The sequence below is a fragment of the Pararhodobacter sp. SW119 genome, from assembly GCF_017811755.1.
Lineage (GTDB): Bacteria > Pseudomonadota > Alphaproteobacteria > Rhodobacterales > Rhodobacteraceae > Pararhodobacter.
Genome location: NZ_JADDJF010000011.1, coordinates 29,406 through 52,068, shown reverse-complemented (window position 1 = coordinate 52,068; position 22,663 = coordinate 29,406). Strand labels below are relative to the sequence as shown.

General features: G+C 69.1%; 22 protein-coding genes. 19 read left to right on the top strand and 3 right to left on the bottom strand.

Going from position 1 to position 22,663, the window contains the following annotated elements; all coding sequences use genetic code 11:
• Position 1 precedes the first annotated feature (1 nt).
• Positions 2-451, bottom strand: coding sequence for a hydroxyphenylacetyl-CoA thioesterase PaaI (paaI, locus tag IM708_RS09030; RefSeq protein WP_209426189.1), 450 nt, complete (start codon positions 449-451; stop codon positions 2-4).
• A 2-nt stretch (positions 452-453) separates the two neighbouring features.
• A complete protein-coding gene (gene paaG / locus IM708_RS09025; protein ID WP_209426188.1) occupies positions 454-1,242 on the bottom strand; it encodes a 2-(1,2-epoxy-1,2-dihydrophenyl)acetyl-CoA isomerase PaaG in 789 nt (262 codons plus the stop codon).
• A gap of 144 nt (positions 1,243-1,386) precedes the next feature.
• Between paaG and IM708_RS09020 the strand changes: the two genes are divergently transcribed.
• Both IM708_RS09020 and IM708_RS09015 read left to right on the top strand, forming a co-directional pair.
• Positions 1,387-2,271: an NAD(P)-dependent oxidoreductase gene (locus tag IM708_RS09020; protein WP_209426187.1), complete on the top strand. Its 885-nt coding sequence runs from the start codon at positions 1,387-1,389 to the stop codon at positions 2,269-2,271.
• Between the two features lie 43 nt (positions 2,272-2,314).
• The gene (locus tag IM708_RS09015) at positions 2,315-2,920 is read left to right on the top strand and encodes a sugar transferase (protein WP_209426186.1); all 606 of its coding nucleotides are present in this window, start codon (positions 2,315-2,317) and stop codon (positions 2,918-2,920) included.
• A 464-nt stretch (positions 2,921-3,384) separates the two neighbouring features.
• On the opposite strand, the gene IM708_RS09010 is transcribed toward IM708_RS09015, so the two are convergent.
• Positions 3,385-4,770: an aminotransferase class III-fold pyridoxal phosphate-dependent enzyme gene (locus IM708_RS09010; protein WP_209426185.1), complete on the bottom strand. Its 1,386-nt coding sequence runs from the start codon at positions 4,768-4,770 to the stop codon at positions 3,385-3,387.
• 595 nt (positions 4,771-5,365) lie between these two features.
• On the opposite strand from IM708_RS09010, the gene IM708_RS09005 reads away from it, so the two are divergent.
• The 17 genes from IM708_RS09005 to IM708_RS08925 all read left to right on the top strand — a co-directional run bounded on the left by IM708_RS09005 (position 5,366) and on the right by IM708_RS08925 (position 22,528).
• Positions 5,366-6,280, top strand: a complete 915-nt coding sequence (locus tag IM708_RS09005; RefSeq protein ID WP_245243090.1) for a DMT family transporter — start codon at positions 5,366-5,368, stop codon at positions 6,278-6,280.
• Between the two features lie 148 nt (positions 6,281-6,428).
• Positions 6,429-7,538 carry a TRAP transporter substrate-binding protein gene (locus IM708_RS09000; protein WP_209426184.1) on the top strand — a complete coding sequence of 370 codons (1,110 nt, stop codon included), beginning with the start codon at positions 6,429-6,431 and terminating at the stop codon, positions 7,536-7,538.
• A 144-nt stretch (positions 7,539-7,682) separates the two neighbouring features.
• Complete coding sequence (locus tag IM708_RS08995) at positions 7,683-8,234, top strand: TRAP transporter small permease subunit (RefSeq protein ID WP_209426183.1); 552 nt, start codon at positions 7,683-7,685, stop codon at positions 8,232-8,234.
• Between the two features lie 6 nt (positions 8,235-8,240).
• Positions 8,241-9,629: a TRAP transporter large permease subunit gene (locus IM708_RS08990; protein WP_209426182.1), complete on the top strand. Its 1,389-nt coding sequence runs from the start codon at positions 8,241-8,243 to the stop codon at positions 9,627-9,629.
• A 107-nt stretch (positions 9,630-9,736) separates the two neighbouring features.
• Positions 9,737-10,174 carry a type II 3-dehydroquinate dehydratase gene (aroQ, locus tag IM708_RS08985; protein ID WP_209426181.1) on the top strand — a complete coding sequence of 146 codons (438 nt, stop codon included), beginning with the start codon at positions 9,737-9,739 and terminating at the stop codon, positions 10,172-10,174.
• 88 nt (positions 10,175-10,262) lie between these two features.
• On the top strand, positions 10,263-11,597 hold the full coding sequence (locus IM708_RS08980; protein ID WP_209426180.1) for a flagellar hook-basal body complex protein: 1,335 nt from the start codon (positions 10,263-10,265) through the stop codon (positions 11,595-11,597).
• A gap of 34 nt (positions 11,598-11,631) precedes the next feature.
• Positions 11,632-13,086: a flagellar hook-associated protein FlgK gene (gene flgK / locus IM708_RS08975; RefSeq protein WP_209426179.1), complete on the top strand. Its 1,455-nt coding sequence runs from the start codon at positions 11,632-11,634 to the stop codon at positions 13,084-13,086.
• A gap of 2 nt (positions 13,087-13,088) precedes the next feature.
• Positions 13,089-14,099, top strand: a complete 1,011-nt coding sequence (locus tag IM708_RS08970) for a flagellin (RefSeq protein WP_209426178.1) — start codon at positions 13,089-13,091, stop codon at positions 14,097-14,099.
• Positions 14,096-15,193 carry a flagellar basal body P-ring protein FlgI gene (locus IM708_RS08965; protein WP_209426177.1) on the top strand — a complete coding sequence of 366 codons (1,098 nt, stop codon included), beginning with the start codon at positions 14,096-14,098 and terminating at the stop codon, positions 15,191-15,193. The genes IM708_RS08970 and IM708_RS08965 overlap by 4 nt, the downstream gene beginning before the upstream one ends.
• A 114-nt stretch (positions 15,194-15,307) precedes the next feature.
• Positions 15,308-15,730 carry a hypothetical protein gene (locus tag IM708_RS08960; RefSeq protein ID WP_209426176.1) on the top strand — a complete coding sequence of 141 codons (423 nt, stop codon included), beginning with the start codon at positions 15,308-15,310 and terminating at the stop codon, positions 15,728-15,730.
• Between the two features lie 196 nt (positions 15,731-15,926).
• Positions 15,927-17,405, top strand: coding sequence for an ABC transporter substrate-binding protein (locus IM708_RS08955; protein ID WP_209426175.1), 1,479 nt, complete (start codon positions 15,927-15,929; stop codon positions 17,403-17,405).
• Positions 17,406-17,454: 49 nt separating this feature from the next.
• A complete protein-coding gene (locus IM708_RS08950) occupies positions 17,455-18,399 on the top strand; it encodes an ABC transporter permease (protein ID WP_209426174.1) in 945 nt (314 codons plus the stop codon).
• Positions 18,396-19,223: an ABC transporter permease gene (locus IM708_RS08945; protein ID WP_245243089.1), complete on the top strand. Its 828-nt coding sequence runs from the start codon at positions 18,396-18,398 to the stop codon at positions 19,221-19,223. The genes IM708_RS08950 and IM708_RS08945 overlap by 4 nt, the downstream gene beginning before the upstream one ends.
• Positions 19,220-20,194 carry an ABC transporter ATP-binding protein gene (locus IM708_RS08940; RefSeq protein ID WP_209426173.1) on the top strand — a complete coding sequence of 325 codons (975 nt, stop codon included), beginning with the start codon at positions 19,220-19,222 and terminating at the stop codon, positions 20,192-20,194. Before IM708_RS08945 ends, IM708_RS08940 begins: the two co-directional genes overlap by 4 nt.
• The gene (locus IM708_RS08935; protein ID WP_209426172.1) at positions 20,191-20,970 is read left to right on the top strand and encodes an ATP-binding cassette domain-containing protein; all 780 of its coding nucleotides are present in this window, start codon (positions 20,191-20,193) and stop codon (positions 20,968-20,970) included. The genes IM708_RS08940 and IM708_RS08935 overlap by 4 nt, the downstream gene beginning before the upstream one ends.
• A complete protein-coding gene (locus tag IM708_RS08930; RefSeq protein ID WP_209426171.1) occupies positions 20,967-21,749 on the top strand; it encodes a metallophosphoesterase in 783 nt (260 codons plus the stop codon). The genes IM708_RS08935 and IM708_RS08930 overlap by 4 nt, the downstream gene beginning before the upstream one ends.
• Positions 21,746-22,528 carry a tyrosine-protein phosphatase gene (locus IM708_RS08925; RefSeq protein WP_209426170.1) on the top strand — a complete coding sequence of 261 codons (783 nt, stop codon included), beginning with the start codon at positions 21,746-21,748 and terminating at the stop codon, positions 22,526-22,528. The genes IM708_RS08930 and IM708_RS08925 overlap by 4 nt, the downstream gene beginning before the upstream one ends.
• Positions 22,529-22,663 lie beyond the last annotated feature (135 nt).

Below are 22,663 nucleotides of genomic sequence, written 5' to 3'. Positions count from 1 at the left end.
CTCACTCGGATGGGGTGTTACCGGGATCGACGGGCAGATGCGTGCCCTTCACCGTGCGCGAATGGCCGCGGAACTCGGCGATCTGCTGGCCGTCCTGGTTGGTGACGCGGATGTCGTAGATGCCGCTGCGGCCCGCGCGGGCGACCTCGTGCGCGGTGGCGGTCAGCCGGTCGCCGGCGAAGGCGGGGGCGAGGAAGGTGATCGCCGCCATCTGCGCCACCGTGCGCTGGTTGTAGCTGTTGCAGGCGAAGGCGAAGGCGCTGTCGGCCAGCGTGAAGATGAAGCCGCCGTGGCAGGTCTTGTGGCCATTGGTCATCTCGTCGCGCACGGTCATCGACAGCGTGGCGCGACCCGGTCCGATGTCATCGATCGCCATGCCCAGAGATTGCGAGGCCAGATCGCCCTGCCACATCGCGTCGGCACTGGCGCGGGCGAGACCCTCGGGCGTCATGCTCAGCGTCCCTTGAACTGCGGCGCGCGCTTGTCGAGGAAGGCCGCGACGCCCTCGGCGTAGTCGTCCGACTGGCCGGCGCGGCGCTGGAACTCCAGCTCAAGCTCGAGCTGGGTGTCGAGCGGGTTGATGCTGGCCGCCTGGATCGCGCGCTTGGTCAGGCCCAGCCCCAGGGTCGGACCGGCGGCGAGGCGCGCGGCCAGCGCCTCGGCCTCGGGCATCAGTTGCGCATCGGGCAGCGCTTTCCAGATCAGGCCCCAGTCGGCGGCCTGCGTGGCCGAGACCGGCTCGGCGGTCAGCGCCAGCGCCTTGGCGCGCGCCTCGCCGAGCAGTCGGGCAAGCGACCAGCTGCCGCCGGCATCGGGCACAAGGCCGAGCTTCGAGAAAGCCTGAATGAAGCGGGCCGATTCGGCGGCGAGCACGATGTCGCAGGCCAGCGCGATGCTGGCGCCGGCGCCGGCGGCGACACCGTTGACGGCGCAGACGACGGGTTTGTCGAGCGCGCGGATCTGGCGGATCAGCGGGTTGTAGAACTGCCCGATGGTCTGGCCCAGGTCAGCCCGCCCCTTGTGCGGGTCGCGTTCGCCCAGATCCTGCCCGGCGCAGAAGCCCCTGCCGGCGCCGGTGATCAGGACCGCGCGCACCGCGTCGTCGGTCCGCGCCCGATCCAGTGCGGCGCGCAATTCCAGATGCATGTCCGCGACGAAGGCGTTCATCCGGTCGGGCCGGTTGAGCGTGAGCTTCCAGACGCCATCCGAAAGCGCGGTCAGGATCGTTCCGGTTTGCGCCATGTCCACCCCAGTTGCCGAGCCTGCCCACCCTTGCGATCGCGGCAAGGTTACATAGGCCGACCGATCGGTCAACGATAATCTGAATGCTGGCCGACCACCCTCGGTTGTGGCATGAATGGGTTGGGGGAAAAGGTTTGCCGCGCAATGCCGAGGAGTGATTCCGCAACCACACCCGAGTTGCTTGTCATCGGGGCGAGCGGACGGGTCGGGCGACTTCTGTCGTCGCACTGGGCGGCGGCCGGCGCACCGGTCTGCCTGCAGACCCGCGCTGCGCGGTTGCGCGCGGCACTGCCCTTCATGCGCTGGTCACCGCTGGACGAGGGCGCGGCGGCCCTGCGCGCCTATGTCCGTTCCGCCGGGACGCCCCGCGCCATGGTGATGTTTGCCGGGGTCACACCCTCCTCCGGAGACGACGCGTCGATGACGCTCAACGGGCGGCTGGCGGCGGCCTGCCTGCAGGCTGCGGACGAAGCCGGGATCGGGAGGGTCCTGCTGGCCTCCTCGGCCGCTGTTTATGGCCTGGGTCGCGCCGCGCCCTGGCGCGAGGACGAGGCGCCGGCGGTTGCGCCCTCGGCCTACGGCGCGGCGAAACGGGCGATGGAGGCGGCGGCGAGCGAATGGCGGCAACGCGGGCTTTCGGTCTGCTGCATGCGCATCGGCAATGTCGCCGGCGCGGACGCGCTGTTGCTGAACGCGCCGGGACCGCTGGCGATCGACCGCTTTCCCAACGGCGGCGGGCCGGTGCGGTCCTATATCGGGCCGATGTCGTTGACGCGGGTGATCGAGACATTGGCGGAGTTGCCCGACCTGCCCCCGGTGCTGAATGTCGCGGCGCCGGCACCGATGGCGATGGTCGAACTGGCCCGCGCGACGGGCTTTGCCTGGCACTGGCAGAAGGCGCCGCCGGATGCGGTGGAGCGCCTGACGCTCGACTGCCGGGCGCTGTGCCGCGTGGTGCATTTCGCGCCCCGGGAAAGCACCGCGGCCGAGATGGTGGCGCAGTGGCGGGCCTGCACGGAGGCGGGATGAGGCGGCTTGCGCGCGGGGTGCATCGCGGCCGGTGGGCGGTGGCATGACGTTCGGCAAGCGGGCGCTCGACCTTTTGCTGGCGCTGGTGCTGCTGGTGCCGGCGGTGCCGGTCATGGCGGTGATCGCGCTTCTGGTGCTTTGTCTGGATGGGCGGCCGGTTTTCTATGCGTCCGAGCGGATGCGCGCGCCGGGTCGGCCGTTCACGCTGTGGAAGTTCCGCACCATGCGCCCCGATTCCGGCGACTCGGGGGTCTCGGGCGGTGACAAGGCGGGGCGGATCACGCGGACGGGGCGGGTGCTGCGGCGGATGCGCCTGGACGAGTTGCCGCAGCTCTGGAACGTGCTGGCGGGCGACATGAGCTTCATCGGCCCGCGCCCGCCCCTGCGGGAATATGTCGAGCGATTCCCGCAGCTTTACGCCCGTGTCCTGCGCTCGCGCCCCGGGATCAGCGGGCTGGCGACGCTGCAGTTTCACCGCCACGAGGAGCGCCTGCTGGCGCGCGCGCGGACGCGGCAGGAGACCGACGCGATCTATTGCCGGGCCTGTATTCCCCGCAAGGCGCGGCTGGACCTGATCTACCAGCGGCGGCGGAACCTCTGCCTCGATCTGCTGCTGATCGCGCGGACGGCGCGGCGCGCGATCCGGTGAGGCCGCGCGAAAGGGGCGCGCGGACGACCACCTGTCGCGGGGTTTTCCAGACCGGCGGAGGGGCGATTTCGGCCCGCAAGCAAGGTGCTGGCGGGTGTATGGCAAGGGGCTGGCAAGCGTATGGCAAGCGTATGGCAGTTCCGAACGGTGGGGCAGGGATCTGGTAACGCCTGAGTCCGCGGATTCCGGGCTGTGACCGGGGCGGTGAAGGGTCGCGCTGCCCCCCTCTTGGCTGCGCCAATTCACCCCCCGGGATACTTTCGGACAGGAAAGGTATGGGGCGTTGGGGGGTGCACGCCCCAGGCGGCGGGGCCTCTTTTCGCCGCGCGCGAAGCGTGCGGCGCCCGGCCCAACGCGAGGAAGGTTGCACGCGTAGCGTGCAGCTTGACGAGGGGCGGGAGAACTTCCGTTGGCCGGTCACCCCCGGTCACTGCCGGGGGATGCGCGGGCGTGCGGTGTGCGGGTCAGGCGCCGATCACGTCGCTCAGCGCGCCGTCGATGGCGTCGGTGATGCGGTCGATCTCGGCCGCGGTGACGATCAGCGCGGGGCTGAGGGTCAGCGTGTTGTTCAGCCCCGGCACCGAGCGGTTGGTCATGCCGATCTGCACGCCGCGGGCCATGGTCGCGGCGACGACGGCGGCGACCTGCTTTTCGGGCAGCGGTTCCTTCGTCGCCCGGTCCGCGACCAGTTCGGCGCCGCAGAAAAGCCCCATGCCACGGACGTCGCCGATGACCTCGTGCTTTTCCATCAGCGCGCGCAGGTTGTCCATCAGCCGCGCACCCATCGTGAGCGTGTTCTCCAGCAGCCCCTCCGCCTCGATGATGCGCATGTTCTCCAGCGCCGCGGCCGGGCCGGCGGTGCAGCCGCCGAAGGTCGAGATGTCGCGGAAGTAGCTCATGGGGTCCTCGGCGTCGTCCTTGAACATCTCAAAAACGCGCTCGGTCGTGACCGTGCAGGAAATCGCCGCGTAGCCCGAGGCGACGCCCTTGGCCATGGTCACGATGTCGGGCTTGATGTCGTAGTTCTGGTAGCCGAACCAGGTGCCGGTGCGGCCCAGTCCGCAGACCACCTCGTCGATGATCAGCAGGATGTCGTGCTTGCGGCAGATCTCCTGCACGCGGGGCCAGTAGCCCTCGGGCGGGATGATGACGCCGCCGCCGGCGGTGATCGGCTCCAGGATGATAGCGCCGACCGTGTCGGGGCCCTCGCGTTCGATCACCTCCTCGATGGCGTTCGCCGCGCGCAGGCCGTAGTCCGACACCGCGCCCCACTGGCTGCGGTATTCGAGGCAATGCGGCACCTCGACGAAGCCCGGCGGGAAGGGGCCGTACTGCGCCTTGCGTTCCTCCTGCCCGCCGGAGGCGAGCGCGGCGATGGTGGTGCCGTGGTAGTCGCGGTCGCGGTAGAGGATCTTCCACTTCTTGCCGCCGTGGCGGCGGTGGGCGATCTGGCGGACCATCTTGTAGGCCTTCTCGTTCGCCTCCGATCCCGAGTTGGAATAGTAGACGCGGCTCATCCCCGGCATCTTCTCGATCAGCGCCTCGGCAAAGAGCGCGCCGGGCACCGATCCGGCGGCGGCGGCGAAGAAGTTGATCTTCAGAAGCTGGTCGCGCACCGCATTGGCGATCGATTCGCGCCCGTAGCCGACGTTGACCGTCCAGACCCCGCCCGAGACGGCATCCAGCGTCTCGCGCCCCGTGGCGTCCCAGACACGCAGGCCCTTGCCCTCGACGATGACGCGGGGGTCGATCTTCTCGTACTGCTTGTGCTGGCTCAACTGATGCCAGACATGGGCGCGGTCGGCCGCGATCACGTGGCTCAGGTCGTTGCGGTTGATGGCGTCATCCATGGGAAAGCCCCCCGTCGTCGCAGCCTGTCGGCGCGGTGAATCCAAGGCCCGCAGGATGGACCCCGCGGGGCGAGAGCGATACCGGAAAGCCGCTGTCGATACCGCCCTTCCCTGATACCGTGCTTTGCGGAGGGGGTGCAATGGCGGTTTCGGGGGAGTGGGTCTTCGTGCGCCCCGGGGACGTCGTCGACGATCTGAGCGCGCCGCGGCCGCGCCGCCATGGGGCGGGAAGATGCTCACGCGTGAGCAACAGCGTCCTCGGCCGGAAAAACTGTCGCTCGTTTCCGAAATTCGGCGATATTTCGAGAGTAAGAAACGTTTTTCGCCCGATAATGAAAAGAATCGACGTTTTCGCGGCGCGGACTTTCGCGCGATTTTCGGGGCGTTTTGTGTTTGGCGTGCCGGCGCATACCGCATCTGGTAGGTCGCACGGCCGGGCGGGCGTCGCTTTTCGCCCCGGGGCTGCCACGCGGGTAGGTCGTCGCCGCCGAGGCGTCTGGCAGACCCGACGTCGGAAAGGACGCCCGCGAGGCCGAGGGGCCGCCATTGCCCCCGGCCCCGAATTGGGTGATGACCGCGCGCAAGGGGGCGGCGGATGGCACGGATCACACCGGGGATGGGGCGCGGGGCGGCGGCGGCGGTCGAACGGGCCGAGGCGCCGGCGCAGCCGGTCAAGGCGGCGGTGTGGATGCTGGGCGCGATCGCGTCCTTCACGCTGATGGCGGTCGGCGGACGGGCGGTGCAGGCGGAACTGACCTCGTTCCAGCTGATGTTCTGGCGGTCCATGATCGGGTTTGCGGTCATCGCCACGCTGGTCACGCTCAGCCGGCCGGGCCTGGCGCAGGTGCGCACCGCGCAGCCGGGGCTGCATCTGGCGCGCAACGTCTTTCACTTCGCCGGGCAGAACCTGTGGTTCTACGGGATCATGGCGATCCCGCTGTCGCAGCTAGTGGCGCTGGAATTCACCATGCCGCTGTGGGTGGTGCTGCTGGCGCCGCTGGTGCTGGGCGAGCGGCTGACCTGGCGCAAGGCGGGACTGGCGGGCGTGGGGTTCATCGGCGTGCTGGTGGTGGCGCAGCCGGGGGTGCAGCCGGTCGGCGCGGGGCATCTGGCCGGGCTTCTGGCGGCGCTGGGCTTCGGCATGAACCTGATGCTGACCAAGATGCTGATGCGCCATGACAACGTGCTCTGCGTGCTGTTCTGGATGACGCTGCTGCAGACCTTCTTCGGGCTGGCGCTGTCGTTCCTGGGCGGCTTCACCTGGCCCTCGGCGGCGCTGGTGCCGTGGCTCTTCGTCGTCGGGCTGACCGGGCTCAGCGCGCATTACGCGCTGACCTCGGCGCTGGGGCTGGCGCCGGCCTCGATCGTGGCGCCGATGGAGTTTGCGCGACTGCCGATCATCGCGCTGGTCGGCGTCTGGCTTTACGCCGAGGCGCTGGACCCCTGGGTCTTCCTCGGCGCCGCGATCATCTTCGGAGCGAACTGGCTGAACCTGCGCAACCCCCGGTGAACATTGGGTCCGACGCTGGCGCGAAAGTCATCTTCCGCACTTACCTTTCCGGCAGAAAAGCGTTTTCAGAGCGGCAGAACTGCGGTTATAAGGTCACGCGCACTGCCCCGCGGGGCACTGTGGAAAAAAGTTTCTTGGGAGGGAATACATGGATCGCCGCTCTTTTCTTCGGACTTCGGCTGTCGGGACCGCTGCGGCAGCGACCGGCACCCTGGCCGCACCGGCCATCGCGCAGGGCAACACGACCTGGCGCATGGTCACCACCTGGCCACGCAACTTTCCCGGTCTGGGCGTGGGTGCCCAGCGGCTTGCGGAGCGGATCACCGCCGCGACCGACGGGCAGCTGACCATCCAGGTCTTCACCGCCGGCGAGATGGTGCCGGCGCTGCAATCGCTTGACGCGGTCATCGACGGCTCGGCCGAGATGAGCCACGGCGCGGCCTATTACTGGCAGAACAAGTCGGTCGGCCTGTCGTTCTTCACCGGGGTGCCCTACGGCATGACCTCGCGCGAGCTGGCGGCCTGGGTGCGCTACATGGGCGGCCAGGAAATCTGGGACGAGATCTACGACCAGTTCGGGGTCAAGGGCTTCCTGTCCGGCGATACCGGCACGCAGGCCGGCGGCTGGTTCTCGAACGAACTGACCGGCATCGACGACGTGCAGGGCATGCGCTTCCGCACGCCGGGCCTGGGCGGCCAGGTCTGGCAGAAGATGGGGGCGTCGGTGACCAACCTCGCGGCGGGCGAGATCTTTGCCGCGCTGCAGACCGGCACGCTGGACGCGGCCGAGTTCGTCGGGCCCTACAACGACCTGGCGCTGGGCTTCCACCAGGTGCGCAAGCACTACTACACCTCGTCCTTCATCGAGCCGGGACTGGCGACCGAACTGGTCGTCGACAAGGCCAAGTTCGAGGCGCTGCCGTCGAACCTGCAGCGCATCATCGAGGATGTCTGCCAGGCCGAATACGACCAGGTCGCGTCGGACTTCTACGCCAACGACCCGCGCGCCCTGGCGACGCTGGTCAACGAGCATGGCGTGACCGCGCACTCGGCCTTCCCCGACAGCATCCTGGAAGCCGGGGCCGATGCGGCGAAGGAACTGCTGACCGAGATCCTGGACAGCAACGACCCGCTGACCAAGCGCACCGCGGAAAGCTTCGTGGAGTCGCTGAACATCCTGCGCGCCCGGACCGAGGGGACCGACAAGACCTTCCTCGATGCGCGCGAACGGTTCTTCGACCTCGACGATCTTGGCTGATTTCGGCAACCTGCCTCGTCCCCGGTCCGACCGGGGGCGAGGCGCCTTGAGACGGCCCGCCGCGGCGACGCGCGCGGGACGGCGTGTCCGCGGGCCGATCGCCGGGACGGACCGGCGGCGTGACCGAAGGGTTGGGGAAAGAACGTGATCCTGCTGTCCTACCTGATGCAGTTGATCAATCTGATCAATCGGCTGATCGGCAACATCTTCATGTGGCTGGCGGTGGGTATCGTCCTGACGTGTTTCTGGGTGGTGGTCGAGCGCTACGTCGCGGGCACCACACGCCTGTGGATGCAGGACCTTTACCCCTGGATGAACGGCGCGATGTTCACCGCCGTGGCGGGCTACGCGCTTTATCGCAACGATCACGTGCGCGTGGACATCTTCTACCGCCCGGCCAGCACCCGCACCAAGGCCTGGCTGGACCTGATCGGGGTGCTGGTGTTCCTGCTGCCCTTCGCCTGGGTGGTGTGGAGCTACAGCTTCACCTTTGTCCATCGGTCCTGGAGCCTCTTCGAAGCGTCGGCCAACCCGGGCGGTGCGTCGGGGCTGTTCGTGCTGAAGACCTTCATCCTGGTCCTGGCGGCGGTCATCGGCCTGCAGGGCGTGGCGATGGCGATCCGGTCGATCCTGCTGATCGCCGACCGCGAGGACCTGGTGCCCGACGATTACCGATACAAGTACGATCTGGAGTAGCACGGCATGGACCCCGTTCTTCTAGGCGAGATCCTCGCCGCGCTGATGTTCTTCGGCGTGATCGGCTTTCTGATGCTGGGCTTCCCGGTGGCCTTCACGCTGGCAGGCACCTCGATCCTCTTCGCCCTCCTCGGGCTGCAGTTCGGCGTCTTCGACATGTCGAACCTGCGGGCGCTGGCGGGCCGCTACACCGGCTACATGATCAACGAGGTGCTGGTCGCGGTGCCGCTGTTCATCTTCATGGGCGTGATGCTGGAACGCTCGAAGATCGCCGAGCAGTTGCTGTCGACGATGGGCAAGCTTTTCGGCAACCTGCGCGGGGGGCTGGGGATCTCGGTCATCCTGGTGGGCGCGCTGCTGGCGGCCTCGACCGGGGTGGTCGGGGCGACGGTGGTGACGATGGGGCTGATCTCGCTGCCGGCGATGTTGCGGGCGGGGTACGATCCGAAACTGGCCTGCGGCACGATCTGTGCGTCCGGCACGCTGGGGCAGATCATCCCTCCGTCGACGGTGCTGATCTTCATGGGCGACATGATCTCAGGCATGCACAGCCAGGTGCAGATGTCGCTTGGCAACTTCGCGCCGCAGACCGTGTCGGTGGGCGACCTGTTCGCCGGGGCGCTGATCCCCGGCTTCCTGCTGGTCGGCCTCTATCTGCTCTACATCATCGGCAAGGCGATCCTCGATCCCGAAAGCTGCCCCGCCACGCCCGTCCCGGCGGACGAGAAGCGGGGCCTCTGGAAAGAGGTGCTGGTCGCGTTCTTCCCGCCGCTTCTGCTGATCTTCGCGGTGCTGGGCTCGATCCTGGGCGGCTTCGCTACCCCGACCGAGGCCGCCTCGGTCGGCGCGGTGGGGGCGACGATCCTGGCCGCGGCGCGCTGGCGGCTCAGCCTTGGCGTCGTGGTCGAGGTGGCCCGGCGCACCGCGGTCATCACCTCGATGGTCTTCATCATCCTCTTCGGCGCCTCGGTCTTTGCCATCGTCTTCCGGCAGATGGGCGGCGACAACCTGGTGCGCGAATTCCTGACCGCCATGCCCGGCGGCGCGATGGGCGCGATGATCACCGTGATGTTCATCATGTTCATCCTCGGCTTCATCCTCGACACGTTCGAGATCATCTTCATCGTCCTGCCGATCACCGCGCCGACGCTGCTGCTGCTGGGTGTCGATCCGGTCTGGATGGGGGTGATGATCGGGGTGAACCTGCAGACCTCGTTCCTGACACCGCCCTTCGGGTTCTCGCTCTTCTATCTGCGCGGGGTGGCGCCGAACTCGGTCTCGACGATGATGATCTATCGCGGGGCCGTGCCCTACGTGGCGTTGCAGATCGTGGCGATGGCGCTGCTGTTCATGTTCCCCGCGCTGGTGACCTGGCTGCCGTCGGTCCTGTTCTGAGGGTGGCGGGTCCGGCGCGGTTGTGGCGCGCGCTGGCAAGGCCGGCAAGCGGTGCTTGACAAGACCTGCCCGGACCGCGATGTCGGACCCCCGCGATGGAGCACGGCATGACCTCGATCCTGGTGCTGAACGGCCCGAACCTGAACCTTCTGGGCACCCGCGAGCCGGCGGTCTACGGCGCCGCGACGCTGGCGGATGTGCGCACCCTGTGCGAGGAAACCGGCGCGCGGCTGGGCCTGTCCATTGATTTTCGCCAGTCGAACCACGAAGGCGCGCTGGTCGACGCCCTGCACGAGGCGCGCGAGCGTCATGCCGGCGTGGTGCTGAACGCGGGCGCCTACACGCACACCTCGGTCGCGCTGCGCGATGCGATCACGGCAATCGGCCTGCCGGTGGTCGAGGTGCATTTGTCGAACATCCACGCGCGCGAGCCGTTCCGCCACCATTCCCATATCGCGCCGGTCGCGCTGGGCATGATCTGCGGTTTCGGGCCGCGCAGCTATGCGCTGGCGATCGAGGCCTTGGGCGCGCATCTGGCGGGATGATATCGCCCCGCCGCCGTTAGGTCGGCCTTAACACTGCATGCTGCATCTTTCGCGCCGGCTCGTCCGATTGCTTCAGAAAGGTGCAAGTATGACCATTTCGTCCTCGCTCAACGCCGGAGTGACCGGGTTGAATGCCAACGCCACGCGGCTGGCGGCGATATCCGACAACATCTCCAACTCGGCCACCGCCGGCTACAAGCGGGTTCAGACCTCGTTCCATTCGATGGTCCTGGGCGACACCGGCGCGGGCAGGTATGCGGCGGGGGGCGTGCGCGCCAGCACGATGCGGCTGATCGACGAGGGCGGCACGCTGATTTCGTCGAACAATCCGACGGATCTGGCGATCAAGGGCCGCGGCTTCCTGCCGGTGACGACCGAGGCGGCGGTGGCCAACGGCGGCCCGCTGCCGATGTACATGATGACCACCGGCTCGTTCCGGCCCGATACCACCGGCATCCTGCGCAACGAGATGGGCATGGTGCTGATGGGCGTGCCGCTGGGCTCGGACGGGTCGATCCCGACCTTTCCGCGCGACACTTCCGGCGGGCTGCGGCCGATCCAGGTGCTGACCACCCAGTCCGACCACGAGCCCACCTCGCGCATTTCGCTGACGGTGAACCTGCCGTCGACCGGCACCGTCGCCGGCGCCTCGGGCGATGAGCAGGACATGTCGGTGGAATACTACACCAACCTCGGTTCGTCCGAGCGGCTGAGCGTGCGCTTCACCCCGGTCGTGCCCGCCGCGGGCGATCCCGCGACCAACACCTGGGACATCGAGATCCGCGATCCCGGCGCCGGCGACGTGGTGGTCGGCGCGCACCGGATCGTCTTCAGCGGCGCCTCGGCCGATGGCGGGCGGATCCTGAGCGTCACCTCGACCCCGCCCTTCGACACCGCGCCCGCGGCCTACGACCCGGCAACCGGCGCTATCGGCGTGAACGTGATGCGCGGCGCCGATGCGCAGGCGATGTCGATCCAGATCGGCATGCCGGGCGAGCCGGGCGGCACGACCCAGCTGGGCGACCGCTTCCGCCCCGTCGAGATCAGCAAGGACGGCGCACCCGTCGGATCGCTGGCGGGGATCGAGATCGATTCGCAGGGTATCCTCAACGCGGTCTACAGCACCGGCGTCATCCGCAAGCTGGCGATGATCCCGGTCGTCGACGTGCCCAACCCCAACGGGCTGTCGGCGATGGCGGGGCAGGTCTACAGCGCGACGCAGGAAAGCGGCGCCTTCTTCCTGTGGAACGCCGGCGACGGCCCGGTGGGCACGATCGAGGGTTTCGCGCGCGAGGAGTCGACGACGGATGTCGCCCACGAACTCACCCAGATGATCCAGACGCAGCGGGCCTATTCGTCGAACGCCAAGGTGATCCAGACCGTCGACGAGATGCTGCAGGAAACCACCAACATCAAGCGGTGACGCCTCCCGTCGCCGCCACGCGCGGAGCTAGAGCATGAGCATCAACACGGCGATGAACGCGGCGGTCTCGGGCCTGACGGCGGCGGCACGCGGCGTTCAGGTCGCCTCGACCAACGTCGCGAACGCGATGACCGACGGCTACGCGCCGCGCAAGCTGCAACTGGGCACCGCGGTCGTCGGCGGGCAGGGGGTCGGTGTCCGCGTCCTGGGCGTGGAGCGTCAGGTCGATCCGGTGCTGACCGGGCTGGTGCGGCAGGCCGGCGCCGACCGGGCCGGGGCCGAGGCCGGCGCGCGCTTCTGGGCGGATCTGGAGGGCGCGATCGGTGATCCGGGCGATGCCTTCGCCCTTGCCGGTCGGGTCGCGGCGTTTGAATCGGCGCTGGTTTCGGCGGCCAACCGGCCGGACATGGACCAGCGCCTTGCCGCCGTGACCGCCACCGCGGGCGCGATGCTGCAGGAATTCCACGGGCTGCAGCGCCATGTGCAGGACGCCCGGCTGGATGCCGACCGGGCGATCGCGCGCGAGGTGACCGAGCTGAACAACGGGCTGGCGCGGCTGGCGCGGCTCAACGCCGACATCGTCGGGCTGCGCAGCTCTGGCGAGCCGCCGCTGGCCCTGATGGACGAGCGGCAGACCCTGATCACCCGCCTGTCCGAGATTGTGCCGCTGCGCGAGTATCAATCGCCCGAAGGCCGCAGCATCCTTTATACCGAGGGCGGGCAGCTTCTGCTGGACGTGACCCCGTCGCGGATCGAGTTCACGCCGGTCAACGCGATGGAACCGGGCATGACGCGTGCGGGCGGCGCGCTGTCGACGCTGACGCTGAACGGCCGGCCGATCGCCAACCCCGGCGAGGGTGGGGCGTTCGGCGGCGGCCGGATCGCCGCGCTGTTCGAGGTGCGTGACACCCACGGTGTCGCCGCGCAGGCGGCGCTGGATACGATGGCGGCGGATCTGATCGCCCGGTTCGAAGCCCCCGATATCGACCCGTCGGCGCCGGGGGGACCGGCGCTCTTTTCCGACGCGGGCGATCCGCTGGCCGCGCTGCCGGCGGCGGGGCTGGCCGGGCGGCTGACGCTCAGCCCGCTGGTGCAGCCCGATAGCGGCGGCCACCTCTGGCATCTGCGCGAAGGGCTGGGCGCCGATCCCGCCGGACCGCGCGCGCCGGTGGGCGACGCGGCCCAGATCCAGCGCTGGATCGAAGCCCTGCAGCGGGGCGATGCGCCCGCACCCGGCGCCAGCGCGGTCAGCTTCGGCAACGGCGTCGCGCGCGAGATCGCGTTCCTCAGCCAGACCCGGCAGGGGTTCGAGGACCGCCAGATCCAGACCGCCACCCGCGCCGCCGACCTGCACGAACGCGTGCTGTCGCGCGGCGTCGACACCGATGCCGAGATGCAGCGCCTCGTGCTGATCGAACAGGCCTATGCGGCCAATGCGCGCGTCATCCAGGTCGCCGACCAGATGCTGCGCCGCCTGATGGAGATCTGAACATGACCTGGGCAACGCTGGGCACGATGGCACTGCCGTTTCACCTGCAACGAACCGGCGTGCAGGCGCGAACCGATCTGGCGCGGCACAGTCACGAGATGACGACCGGACAGGTCCAGTCGGTGACGCGGCACCTGCGCGGCGATATCGGCGCGCTGCAGGCGATCGAGAACCGGCTGATGCGCATCGGGCAATACGACAACACGCTGAAACAGGCGGTCACCAGCTTCGACACCGCGCAGGCCGCGCTCGACAAGGTGGCGCGGACCGGGCAGGATCTGGCGGTGAAGCTGGTGCTGACCGCCGAAGCCTCGGCCGGGCCGGCGGCGCGCGGGGTGGCGGTGCAGGCGGCGCGCAGCACGCTCGGCGAAACCATCGCGGCGATGGCGGTGAGTGTGGCCGGGCGCTCGATCTTCTCGGGGGTGCAATCGGATCGCGCGCCGCTGGTCAAGCCGGACGTCCTGCTGGGCGCGCTGGGCGCCGAGGTCGCGGGCATGACCGCTGCCGCGGATGTCTTCGCCGCGCTCGACGCCTGGTTCATGTCGCCCGGCACCGATTTCGCCACGACCGCCTATCGCGGCGGCGCGCCGGTCGCGGGCGGCGTCATGGATGACGGCACGGCGGTGCCGGAACTGCCCACCGCGGAAGATCCCGCGATCCGCCGGCAGCTGATGTACGCGGCGATGGTCGTCCTGCTCGACGACGGCGCGATCACCCTCGCCCCGGATCAGGAACGCGCGGTCCTGCAGCGGGCGATGACCGGGCTGATGGAGAATGCCGAGCGCATGGCGGGTCTGCAGTCGCGCGTCGGCATCGCCCAGGAGGTGCTGGAGCGCCAGCAACTGCGCCTGTCGCTTGAAAGCGACCGGTTGGAGTTGTTGCGCAGCGACAAGATCGGCGTCGATCCCTACAAGGCGGCGACGCAGCTTGAACAGAGCCGCGTCCAGCTTGAATCGATCTATGCGGTGACCGCGCGGCTGACGCGGCTTTCGCTGACGGAGTATCTGCGATGATCCGCCTGCTGGCGGCGCTGGTCGTCCTGGCGATGGCGCTGCCCGCGGCGGCGCAGATACGGCTGAAGGACCTCGTGGAATTCGACGGCGTGCGCGGCAACGACCTGATCGGCTACGGCCTGGTGGTCGGCCTGGACGGCACCGGCGACGGCATCCGCAACGCGCCCTTCACCGAAGACATCATGGCCAATATCCTGGAACGGCTGGGCGTGAACATCGCCGGCGAGCAGTCGCGGCCGCGCAACGTGGCCGCGGTGCTGGTCACCGCCACGCTGCCGCCCTTCGCGCGGACCGGATCGCGCGTCGATATCACGGTCTCGGCGATCGGCGACGCCTCCAGCCTGTTCGGCGGCACGCTGGTGATGACGCCGCTGAACGGCGCCGACGGGCAGATCTACGCGGTCGCCCAGGGCGCGGTGATCGCCGGCGGCGTCGCCGCCCGCGGTCAGGCGGCGCAGGTCGTCCAGGGCGTGCCGACCAGCGGGACGATCCCCGGCGGCGCAAGGGTCGAGCGCGAGGTCGAGTTCCAGCTCGCCTCGCTCAACCGCGTGCGCCTTGCCCTGCGCGAGGCCGACTTCACCAGCGCGGTGCGGATCGAGCAGGCGATCAACACCTATTTCGGCCGCGCCGTCGCCGTCATGCAGGACGCCGGGACCGTGATCCTCGATATCGCGTCCACCCGCCAGCCCAGTGCCGCCCACGCGCTGAGCCAGATCGAGAACCTGCCGATCAGCCCGGGCGCGCGCGCCCGCGTGGTGGTCGACCAGCGGTCCGGCACCATCGTGATGGGCGAGGATGTGCGCATCAGCCGCGTCGCCGTCGCCCAGGGGGGGCTGACGCTGAGGGTCGAGGAACGCCCGCTGGTCGCCCAGCCCAACCCCTTCGCCGAGGGCGAGACGGTCGTCGTCCCGCGCACCCAGGCCGAGATCGAGGAGAATCGCGGCACCGGACTGGCCGAGTTACCCGGCGCCACCTCGCTCGCCGAGGTGGTGGCGGGGCTCAACGCCCTGGGGGTGGGCCCGCGGGACATGATCGACATCCTCAACACGATCAGCGCCGCCGGCGCGCTTCACGCCGACCTCGTCGTGCGCTGAGCGGCGGCGCGGCGGCAACAGCCGGCCCGGTCCTGTCCGTCGGGCCTTTTTGCGGGGCAGACATCCGGCGCGGCTCTTGCCATAATGGCGGGCGCCAAACCGAGAGATCTGCCCATGCTTACCGCCCAGCGATTTGCCGAAGCCGAGGTCGAAGCCGCCTATCAGGCCGCGCTCCAGTCCGCCAAGATCGAGCGTCACCGCGTGCATGTCTTCCCGCATCCGGTCTGGGACCATGGCGAGCGGGTGCAGCTGCATGTCTACGAGGACCCGCAGGAGACCCCGGATTTCTTCGTCGAGTTCAACGAACCGCTGTCCGACGCCTTTCGCGCCGGTCTGGGCAAGGTGATGGCCGCGCTGGCCGCGCTGCACGGCACGCCCGAGGGCGACGCCGCCGAAGCCGCGATGGAGATCGAGTTCGAAGGGTTCTGGATGAGCCGCGAGCGGATCGAGGAATCCTTCATGAAACGGATGCTCGTCGTCACCGGCTGGCACTACGTCACCCGCGACGGGCAGACGGTGCAGGAAGGCTTCGCCTGAGCGTCGCGCGGCCCCGCCGGCAGGGGGCAATGTGAAACCTTTGCAACGACAGGGCGTTTGCGGTTGACCCCGGCGGCGATGGTGCCAATCTGCGCGCACGTGGCCGACCGCACGGCGCGCAGGGGGTTCGCAAACGCGGATTCCTGCGCCATGATCGGCGCCGCCATCGACCCGGTTGCCAGAAAGGACCCCACCGATGAGAACGACAGCTGCCCCAGCCCTGCTTGCCGCGCTGGCACTGGCCTTCGCCGCGCCGGCCGCGGCGCAGATGCGCATTTCGCTCGGCCTCCAGCAGGAGCCGACATCGCTTGACCCGACCAGCGACGCCACCGCCGCGATCAACGTCATGCTGGCGCAGAACGTCTACGAATCGCTGACCACCGTCGATTCCTCGGGCGCGGTGCAGCCGCAACTGGCCGAAAGCTGGGAAATCTCGGACGACGGGCGGACCTACACCTTCAACCTGGTCCAGGGCGCGACCTTCCACGACGGCAGCCCGTTCACCGCCGATGCCGTGGTCTTTTCCTTCGAGCGCGCGCGCGGCGAGGACAGCACCAACCCCCGCAAGGCGACCTTTCAGGCCATCGAGGAGATCAGCAAGGTCGACGAGCACACGGTCGAATTGACGCTGGGCAACCCCGATGCCTTCTTCCTGTTCGACATCGCGCAGGGTCCGGCGTCCATCCTGCACCCCGATACGGTCGAGTCGAACGCCTCGCGTCCCGTGGGCACCGGGCCGTTCATGTTCGACGCCTGGACCCGCGGCGACCGGCTGCGCCTGGTCAAGAACCCCGACCACCGCAACGCCGAGAACGTCGCGCTGGAGATCGTGGAATACCGCTTCATCTCGGACCCGGCGGCGGCGAGTGCTGCGCTCATGGCCGGCGAGTTGGACGCCTTCCCCGGCTTTCCGGCGCCGGAACTGATCGCACAGTTCGAGGCCGATCCGCGCTTCACCGTGATCAACGCCTCGACCGAGGGCGAGGTGATCCTGGCCTTGAACAACGCCCGCGCCCCCTTTGACACGCTGGAAGCCCGGCGCGCGCTGAGTCACGCCATCGACCGCGAGGAGATCATCGAGGGCGCGATGTACGGGCTGGCGACGCCGATCGGCAGCTTCTACCCGCCGCACGGCCCGGCCTATGTGGACCTGACCGGCATGTATCCGCACGATCCCGACATGGCCCGCCAGATGTTCGAGGAGGCCGGCGTTCTGGGCGACACGCTGCTGCTGCGGGTGCCGCCCTTCCCCTATGCGACGCGGTCGGCCGAGATCGTGCAGGCGCAACTGGGCGCCGCCGGCATGGACGTGCGGGTCGAGAATGTCGAATGGGGCTTCTGGCTGGAGGAAGTCTATACGAACAAGAACTTCGACATGACGATCATCGCGCATACCAGCCCCAACGATCTGTCGAACTTCGCGCGCGGGCCGGACTACTTCTACGGCTATGACGATGCCGCGTTCAACGACCTCTGGGCCTCGATCCGCACCGAAGTCGACGACGAGGCCCGCTTCGCACTGATCCGCGAGGCGCAGGAATACCTGGCCGACGCCGCGGTGCACGGCTTCCTTTTCCAGCTGCCCGCGCTGGGTGTCTTCCGCGAAGGGGTCGAGGGGTTCTGGGAATCGCAGCCGATCCTCTACACGCCGCTGTCCGAGGTCACCGTGCGTTGAACGACCGTGCGGGGCGGGCCGGAACCGCCCCGCACGACCGGAGGGTCGTATGGGTTATTTCCTTCTGCGCCGGACAGTGGGCTTTCTGGCCACCGTCCTGACCATCACCATGGTCGTATTCGCGGTGATGAACATCCTGCCCGGCGACCCTGCCCTGACCATCCTGGGGATCGACGCCTCCGAACAGGCGCTGGCCGCGCTGCGCGCGCAACTGGGCCTGAACGATCCGGTGCTGGTGCGCTACGCCGCCTGGATCGGCGACGCGCTGACCGGTGATTTCGGGACCAGCCATTCCTACCGCGTGCCGGTCAGCGAGCTGGTGCTGGAACGCATGCCCTTGACCCTGTCGCTGGCCATCGGCGGCATGGTCGCCACCGTTCTGCTGGCGCTGGTCCTGGGCATCGGCGCGGCCGCGAACCATCGCAAATCGGGTGATTGGGGGGTGATGTTCCTCAGCCAGATCGGGATCGCGGTGCCGTCCTTCTGGGCGGCGATGCTGCTGGTCCTGCTGTTTGCCGTGCATCTGCAGTGGCTGCCGCCGGGGGGCTTTCCCGGCTGGTCCGATCCGGTCGCGGCGGTGCGCGCGCTGATCCTGCCCGTCGCTGCACTAACCATCGTGCAAGCGGCGGTGCTGGCGCGCGTCACGCGATCCTCGGCGCTGGAGGTGATGCGACTTGACTACGTGCGCACCGCGCGCGCGATGGGCTACCCGCGCCAGCGCATCCTCTGGCGTCATGTCCTGCCGAATGCGCTGGTGCCGATCGTCACCATCGTCGGGCTGCAATTCGCCTCGCTGATCACCGGCACCATCGTGATCGAGAATGTCTTCTACCTGCCCGGCCTGGGGCGGCTGGTCTTTCAGGCCATCGCCAACCGCGACCTGCCGCTGGTGCAGGCGCTGGTGACGCTGTTTGCGGTAATCGTGGTGACGGTGAACTTTCTGGTGGATGTGATCTACGTCATGATCGACCCGCGGCTGAAGGCCCGCGCATGAACCGGCATCTGACGCCGAACCTGATCCTGGGCGCGATTCTGGTGGCCCTGGTCGTAGGTGTCGCAGGTCTGTCGCTGATCTGGACGCCGCACGACCACGCGCTGATGAACATCCGCGAGCGTTTCGGCGCGCCGTCGGATGTTCACTGGCTGGGCACCGACCAGTTGGGCCGCGACATCGTCTCGCAACTGATGGTGGCGGCGCGCAATTCGATGACGGTGGCGCTGATCGCCGTGCTGATGGGCGGGTCCATTGGTGTGGCGCTGGGACTGCTGGCCTCGGCCCTGGGCGGCTGGTTCGAGGATCTGATCATGCGCGTGGCTGACATCGGCTTCGCCTTTCCGGCACTTCTGTTCGCGATCATGCTCTCGGCGGTCTTCGGCCCGTCGCTTTGGGTGGCGGTGCTGGCGATCGCCTTCATCAACATACCCGTGTTTGCGCGCGTCACGCGCGGCGCCGCGAACGTCATCTGGACGCGCGACTACGTCGCCGCCGCGCGCGCCGCCGGGCAGGGGCGGTTCGCCATCTCGCGCGACCATATCCTGCCCAATGTCGCCGCGCCTGTGATCGTGCAGGCGACCATCGAATTCGCCATCGCCATCCTCGCCGAAGCGGCGCTGTCGTACCTCGGCCTCGGCGCGCAGCCGCCCTCGCCTTCCTGGGGGCGGATGCTGTCCGAGGCGCAGACGCTGATGTTCATGGCGCCGCAACTGGCGATCTATCCGGGGCTGTGCATCATGGCGGCGGTGCTGGGCTTCTCGCTGCTGGGCGATGCGCTGCGCGACCTCACCGATCCCCGCCTGACGCGGAGCCGGCAGGCATGATCGCGCTTTCCGATGTCTCGGTCGGGTTCGACGGCGCGCGGGCGCTGCGCGACGTGACCCTGTCCGTCGCGCGGGGCGAGCGGCTGGGCATCGTGGGCGAGTCGGGCTCGGGCAAGTCGATGCTGGGGCTGGCGATGATGGGCATGGTGCCCGACGCGGCGCGCATCGCGGGCGAGATCGTGCTGGACGGCACCGCCATGTCCGGCGCGCCCGAGCGTGTCTGGCGCCGGGCGCGCGCGCGCAAGGTGGCGATGATCTTCCAGGAGCCGATGGCGGCGCTGAACCCGCTGCAACGGCTGGGCGAGACGGTGATGGAGCCCCTACTGGTGCATCAGGGCCTCGGCCGGTCCGCCGCCCGCGCCCGCACGCTGGAGCTGTTCGACGAGGTCGGCATCCCCGACCCCGAAGCCCGCCTGCGCCAGTACCCGCACGAGATCTCGGGCGGGCAGCGGCAGCGGGTGCTGATCGCGCTGTCGCTGACCTGCGACCCGGCGCTGCTGATCGCGGACGAGCCGACGACGGCGCTGGACGCGCATGTCGCGCTGCGCATTATCGAACTCTTGGTGCGGCTGGCCGACAAGCGGCGCATGGCGCTGGTCTTCATCAGCCACGACCTGGCCGCCGTGGCCCGCGCGACCGAACGGATCGCGGTGATGTACGGCGGCGAGATCGTCGAGGGCGGCCCGACCCCCGCGGTCCTGGCCGCGCCCCGCCACCCCTACACGCGCGGCCTTCTGGGCGCGCGCCCCGGCATCGGCGGCCAGACCCCGGGCCGCGATGCCGATGGCCGGCGCAAGCGCCTGCCGACGATCCCCGGCTCCGTCCCGCCGCTGTCGCTGCTGCCCGCCGGCTGCCGCTTCGCTGGCCGCTGCGCGGTCGAACTGTCGCACTGCGCCGCAGTTCGGCCCGAGCCGTACCGGCTGCCCGACGGCCGGTTCGCCGCCTGCCACCTGCTGGGGGCGGGGACATGAGCGCGATCCTGGACGTGCGCGCGGTCAGCCGACGCTACAGCCTGCCGCGCCGGTCGCTGCTGCGTTCCGGTCCGGTGCTGACCGCCGTCGACCGGGTGTCCTTCACGCTGGAACGGGGCCGCACGCTGGGGATCGTGGGTGAATCGGGGTCGGGCAAGTCCACGCTCGCGCGCATGATCATGGCGTTCGAGGCTCCCGACGAAGGCGAGGTCCGCTTCGACGGCAGGACCCTGCATACCCTGCCGGCGGGCGAGCTGCGCCTTCTGCGCCGAAGCTTCCAGATGGTGTTCCAGGACCCCTGGGGCTCGCTCGATCCGCGCCGGACAGTGGCGTGGTCCATTGCCGAGCCCCTGCGCGCCACCGGCGCGGATCAGGTCGGGCGGCGCGTGGACGAGGCGCTGGATCAGGTCGGCCTGCGCGCCGAAGACGGCAGGAAATACCCGCATGAATTCTCGGGCGGGCAGCGCCAGCGCATCGCCATCGCGCGGGCCATCGTCACCCGCCCGGCGCTACTGGTCGCGGACGAGGCGGTCTCGGCCCTCGACGTGTCGGTGCAGGCGCAGATCCTGAACCTGCTGATGGACCTGCAGGAGGAGTTGGGCCTGGCCATGGTCTTCATCAGCCACGACCTGCCGGTTGTGGCGTGCCTGGCCGATCATGTGCTGGTGATGCGCGCCGGCCGCCCGGTCGAGGCCGGTGCGACCGCCGGGCTGATCGCCGCGCCGCGCGACGACTACACGAAATCCCTTCTGGCCGCGGGGGGCCTGATGCCATGACGCGATTCCTGCATCTCAGCGATCTGCACCTGTCGCCGGTGAATGCGCCGCAGAAGGCGGCCCTGATGGCGCGCATCGCCGCCTCGGTCGACCGGCTGCCGGTGCCGCCGGCCTTCGCCATTCTCAGCGGCGATCTGACCGACCGCGGCGATGTCGAAAGCTACGAACTGCTGCAACAGATGCTCGCCGAGTTTCCGGTGCCGGTGCATCTGGCGCTGGGAAACCACGACAGCCGCCGCGGCTTTCACGCCGTCTTCGGCCGCGGCGACGGCGCCTACTGCCACGCCACGGTGGCGGGCGATCTGCATCTGGTCACGCTCGATACCTCGGTGCCGGCGCGCGTCCATGGCGAGTTGGACGCCGCGCAGCTGGACTGGCTGCGCGGCGAACTTGAGCGCCACCCCGGCATGGCCAAGCTGATCGTGCTGCATCACCCGCCGCGCCTGGACCCGGGCGCGCTGCCCTGGTCGACGCTCGACGCGGCCTCGACCAGTGCGCTGGGGCGGGTGCTGGCGGGGCACCGGATCGCCGGGCTGCTGGCAGGCCATGTCCACATGAATCGCATTGTGATATGGCAAGGCGCGCCGCTCGTGGTATCGACGGGGCTGCATTCGACCATCGACCCGCTGCACCCGACCGGGCTGCGCATCCTGGAAGGGGCGGGGTTCAACCTGTGCAGCTGGTCTGGCGATGGGCTGGCCGCGACCTATGTGCCCCTTCATCCCGAAGGCCGGCAGATCGGTCTGATAGATATTGCGCGATTGGAGGCAAGCAGATGAACCACGCGCCGCGCGACATGCGCCGCCTTGCGGTGGAGGGGATCCACAACCTGCGTGATCTGGGCGGCTACCGCACGCGCGGGGGGGAACTGACCCCGTGGCGGCGGTTCCTGCGCGCCGACAGCCCGCACCGGCTGACGGCGGACGGGGTGACGCGGCTGGAAGCCGAAGGGCTGGGCACGGTGCTGGACCTGCGCACCGCCGAGGAATGCGCGGCGATGCCCAATCCCTTCGCCAACCGGCCCGGCGTCACCTATGTCCACCAGCCGGTGTTCGAGGAACTGGCGCCGTTGAAACTGGCCGAGATCGACATCGTCGGCGGCGACCCGCTGCTGGATTTCTACCGCATCGCCGTCGATGACCGGCACGAGGCCCTGCGCGAGATCCTGATCACCATCGCCGGCGTGCCCGAAGGCGCGGTGATGTTCCATTGCACGGTGGGCAAGGACCGGACCGGCCTGGTCGCGGCGCTGCTGCTGGGCCTGGCCGAGGTCGCGCCCGAGGATATCGTCGAGGATTACGCGCTGACCGGCTCGCTGATCGGCCAGTTGGTCGCCGAGATGCTGGAGCATACCCGCGCGCGCGGCGAGGACCCGGACCGGCACGCGCGCCTTCTGGCCGCACCGGCAGAGACGATGCAGGCGGCGCTTGGTCATATCGAGATGCGCTACGGCTCGGTTTCGGGGTATCTGACGCATATCGGCGTGCCCGCCGGCGACCGGTCGGCCCTACGCGACCGGCTGCGCGGCGCGCTGCGGACCCCGCGCCCCGTCGGCTGAAGGCGTGGCCCCGGAGCAGGCCATCGGTGGCAGGGGCGTGCAAATTTGAACGCTTCGACAAGACATTGATATGGTTAGAAATATCTGGGCGATTAACCGCAATGAAACTTTTGGCAACGGGGATCGAAGAAGCCG

What these genes read in the sequence shown, in the direction of transcription:
- paaI (WP_209426189.1), bottom strand. Translation starts at nt 451, where the DNA reads ATGACGCCCGAGGGTCTCGCCCGCGCCAGTGCCGACGCGATGTGGCAG.
- paaG (WP_209426188.1), bottom strand. Translation starts at nt 1,242, where the DNA reads ATGGCGCAAACCGGAACGATCCTGACCGCGCTTTCGGATGGCGTCTGG.
- IM708_RS09020 (WP_209426187.1), top strand. Translation starts at nt 1,387, where the DNA reads ATGCCGAGGAGTGATTCCGCAACCACACCCGAGTTGCTTGTCATCGGG.
- IM708_RS09015 (WP_209426186.1), top strand. Translation starts at nt 2,315, where the DNA reads ATGACGTTCGGCAAGCGGGCGCTCGACCTTTTGCTGGCGCTGGTGCTG.
- IM708_RS09010 (WP_209426185.1), bottom strand. Translation starts at nt 4,770, where the DNA reads ATGGATGACGCCATCAACCGCAACGACCTGAGCCACGTGATCGCGGCC.
- IM708_RS09005 (WP_245243090.1), top strand. Translation starts at nt 5,366, where the DNA reads ATGGCACGGATCACACCGGGGATGGGGCGCGGGGCGGCGGCGGCGGTC.
- IM708_RS09000 (WP_209426184.1), top strand. Translation starts at nt 6,429, where the DNA reads ATGGATCGCCGCTCTTTTCTTCGGACTTCGGCTGTCGGGACCGCTGCG.
- IM708_RS08990 (WP_209426182.1), top strand. Translation starts at nt 8,241, where the DNA reads ATGGACCCCGTTCTTCTAGGCGAGATCCTCGCCGCGCTGATGTTCTTC.
- aroQ (WP_209426181.1), top strand. Translation starts at nt 9,737, where the DNA reads ATGACCTCGATCCTGGTGCTGAACGGCCCGAACCTGAACCTTCTGGGC.
- IM708_RS08980 (WP_209426180.1), top strand. Translation starts at nt 10,263, where the DNA reads ATGACCATTTCGTCCTCGCTCAACGCCGGAGTGACCGGGTTGAATGCC.
- flgK (WP_209426179.1), top strand. Translation starts at nt 11,632, where the DNA reads ATGAGCATCAACACGGCGATGAACGCGGCGGTCTCGGGCCTGACGGCG.
- IM708_RS08970 (WP_209426178.1), top strand. Translation starts at nt 13,089, where the DNA reads ATGACCTGGGCAACGCTGGGCACGATGGCACTGCCGTTTCACCTGCAA.
- IM708_RS08965 (WP_209426177.1), top strand. Translation starts at nt 14,096, where the DNA reads ATGATCCGCCTGCTGGCGGCGCTGGTCGTCCTGGCGATGGCGCTGCCC.
- IM708_RS08960 (WP_209426176.1), top strand. Translation starts at nt 15,308, where the DNA reads ATGCTTACCGCCCAGCGATTTGCCGAAGCCGAGGTCGAAGCCGCCTAT.
- IM708_RS08955 (WP_209426175.1), top strand. Translation starts at nt 15,927, where the DNA reads ATGAGAACGACAGCTGCCCCAGCCCTGCTTGCCGCGCTGGCACTGGCC.
- IM708_RS08950 (WP_209426174.1), top strand. Translation starts at nt 17,455, where the DNA reads ATGGGTTATTTCCTTCTGCGCCGGACAGTGGGCTTTCTGGCCACCGTC.
- IM708_RS08945 (WP_245243089.1), top strand. Translation starts at nt 18,396, where the DNA reads ATGAACCGGCATCTGACGCCGAACCTGATCCTGGGCGCGATTCTGGTG.
- IM708_RS08940 (WP_209426173.1), top strand. Translation starts at nt 19,220, where the DNA reads ATGATCGCGCTTTCCGATGTCTCGGTCGGGTTCGACGGCGCGCGGGCG.
- IM708_RS08935 (WP_209426172.1), top strand. Translation starts at nt 20,191, where the DNA reads ATGAGCGCGATCCTGGACGTGCGCGCGGTCAGCCGACGCTACAGCCTG.
- IM708_RS08930 (WP_209426171.1), top strand. Translation starts at nt 20,967, where the DNA reads ATGACGCGATTCCTGCATCTCAGCGATCTGCACCTGTCGCCGGTGAAT.
- IM708_RS08925 (WP_209426170.1), top strand. Translation starts at nt 21,746, where the DNA reads ATGAACCACGCGCCGCGCGACATGCGCCGCCTTGCGGTGGAGGGGATC.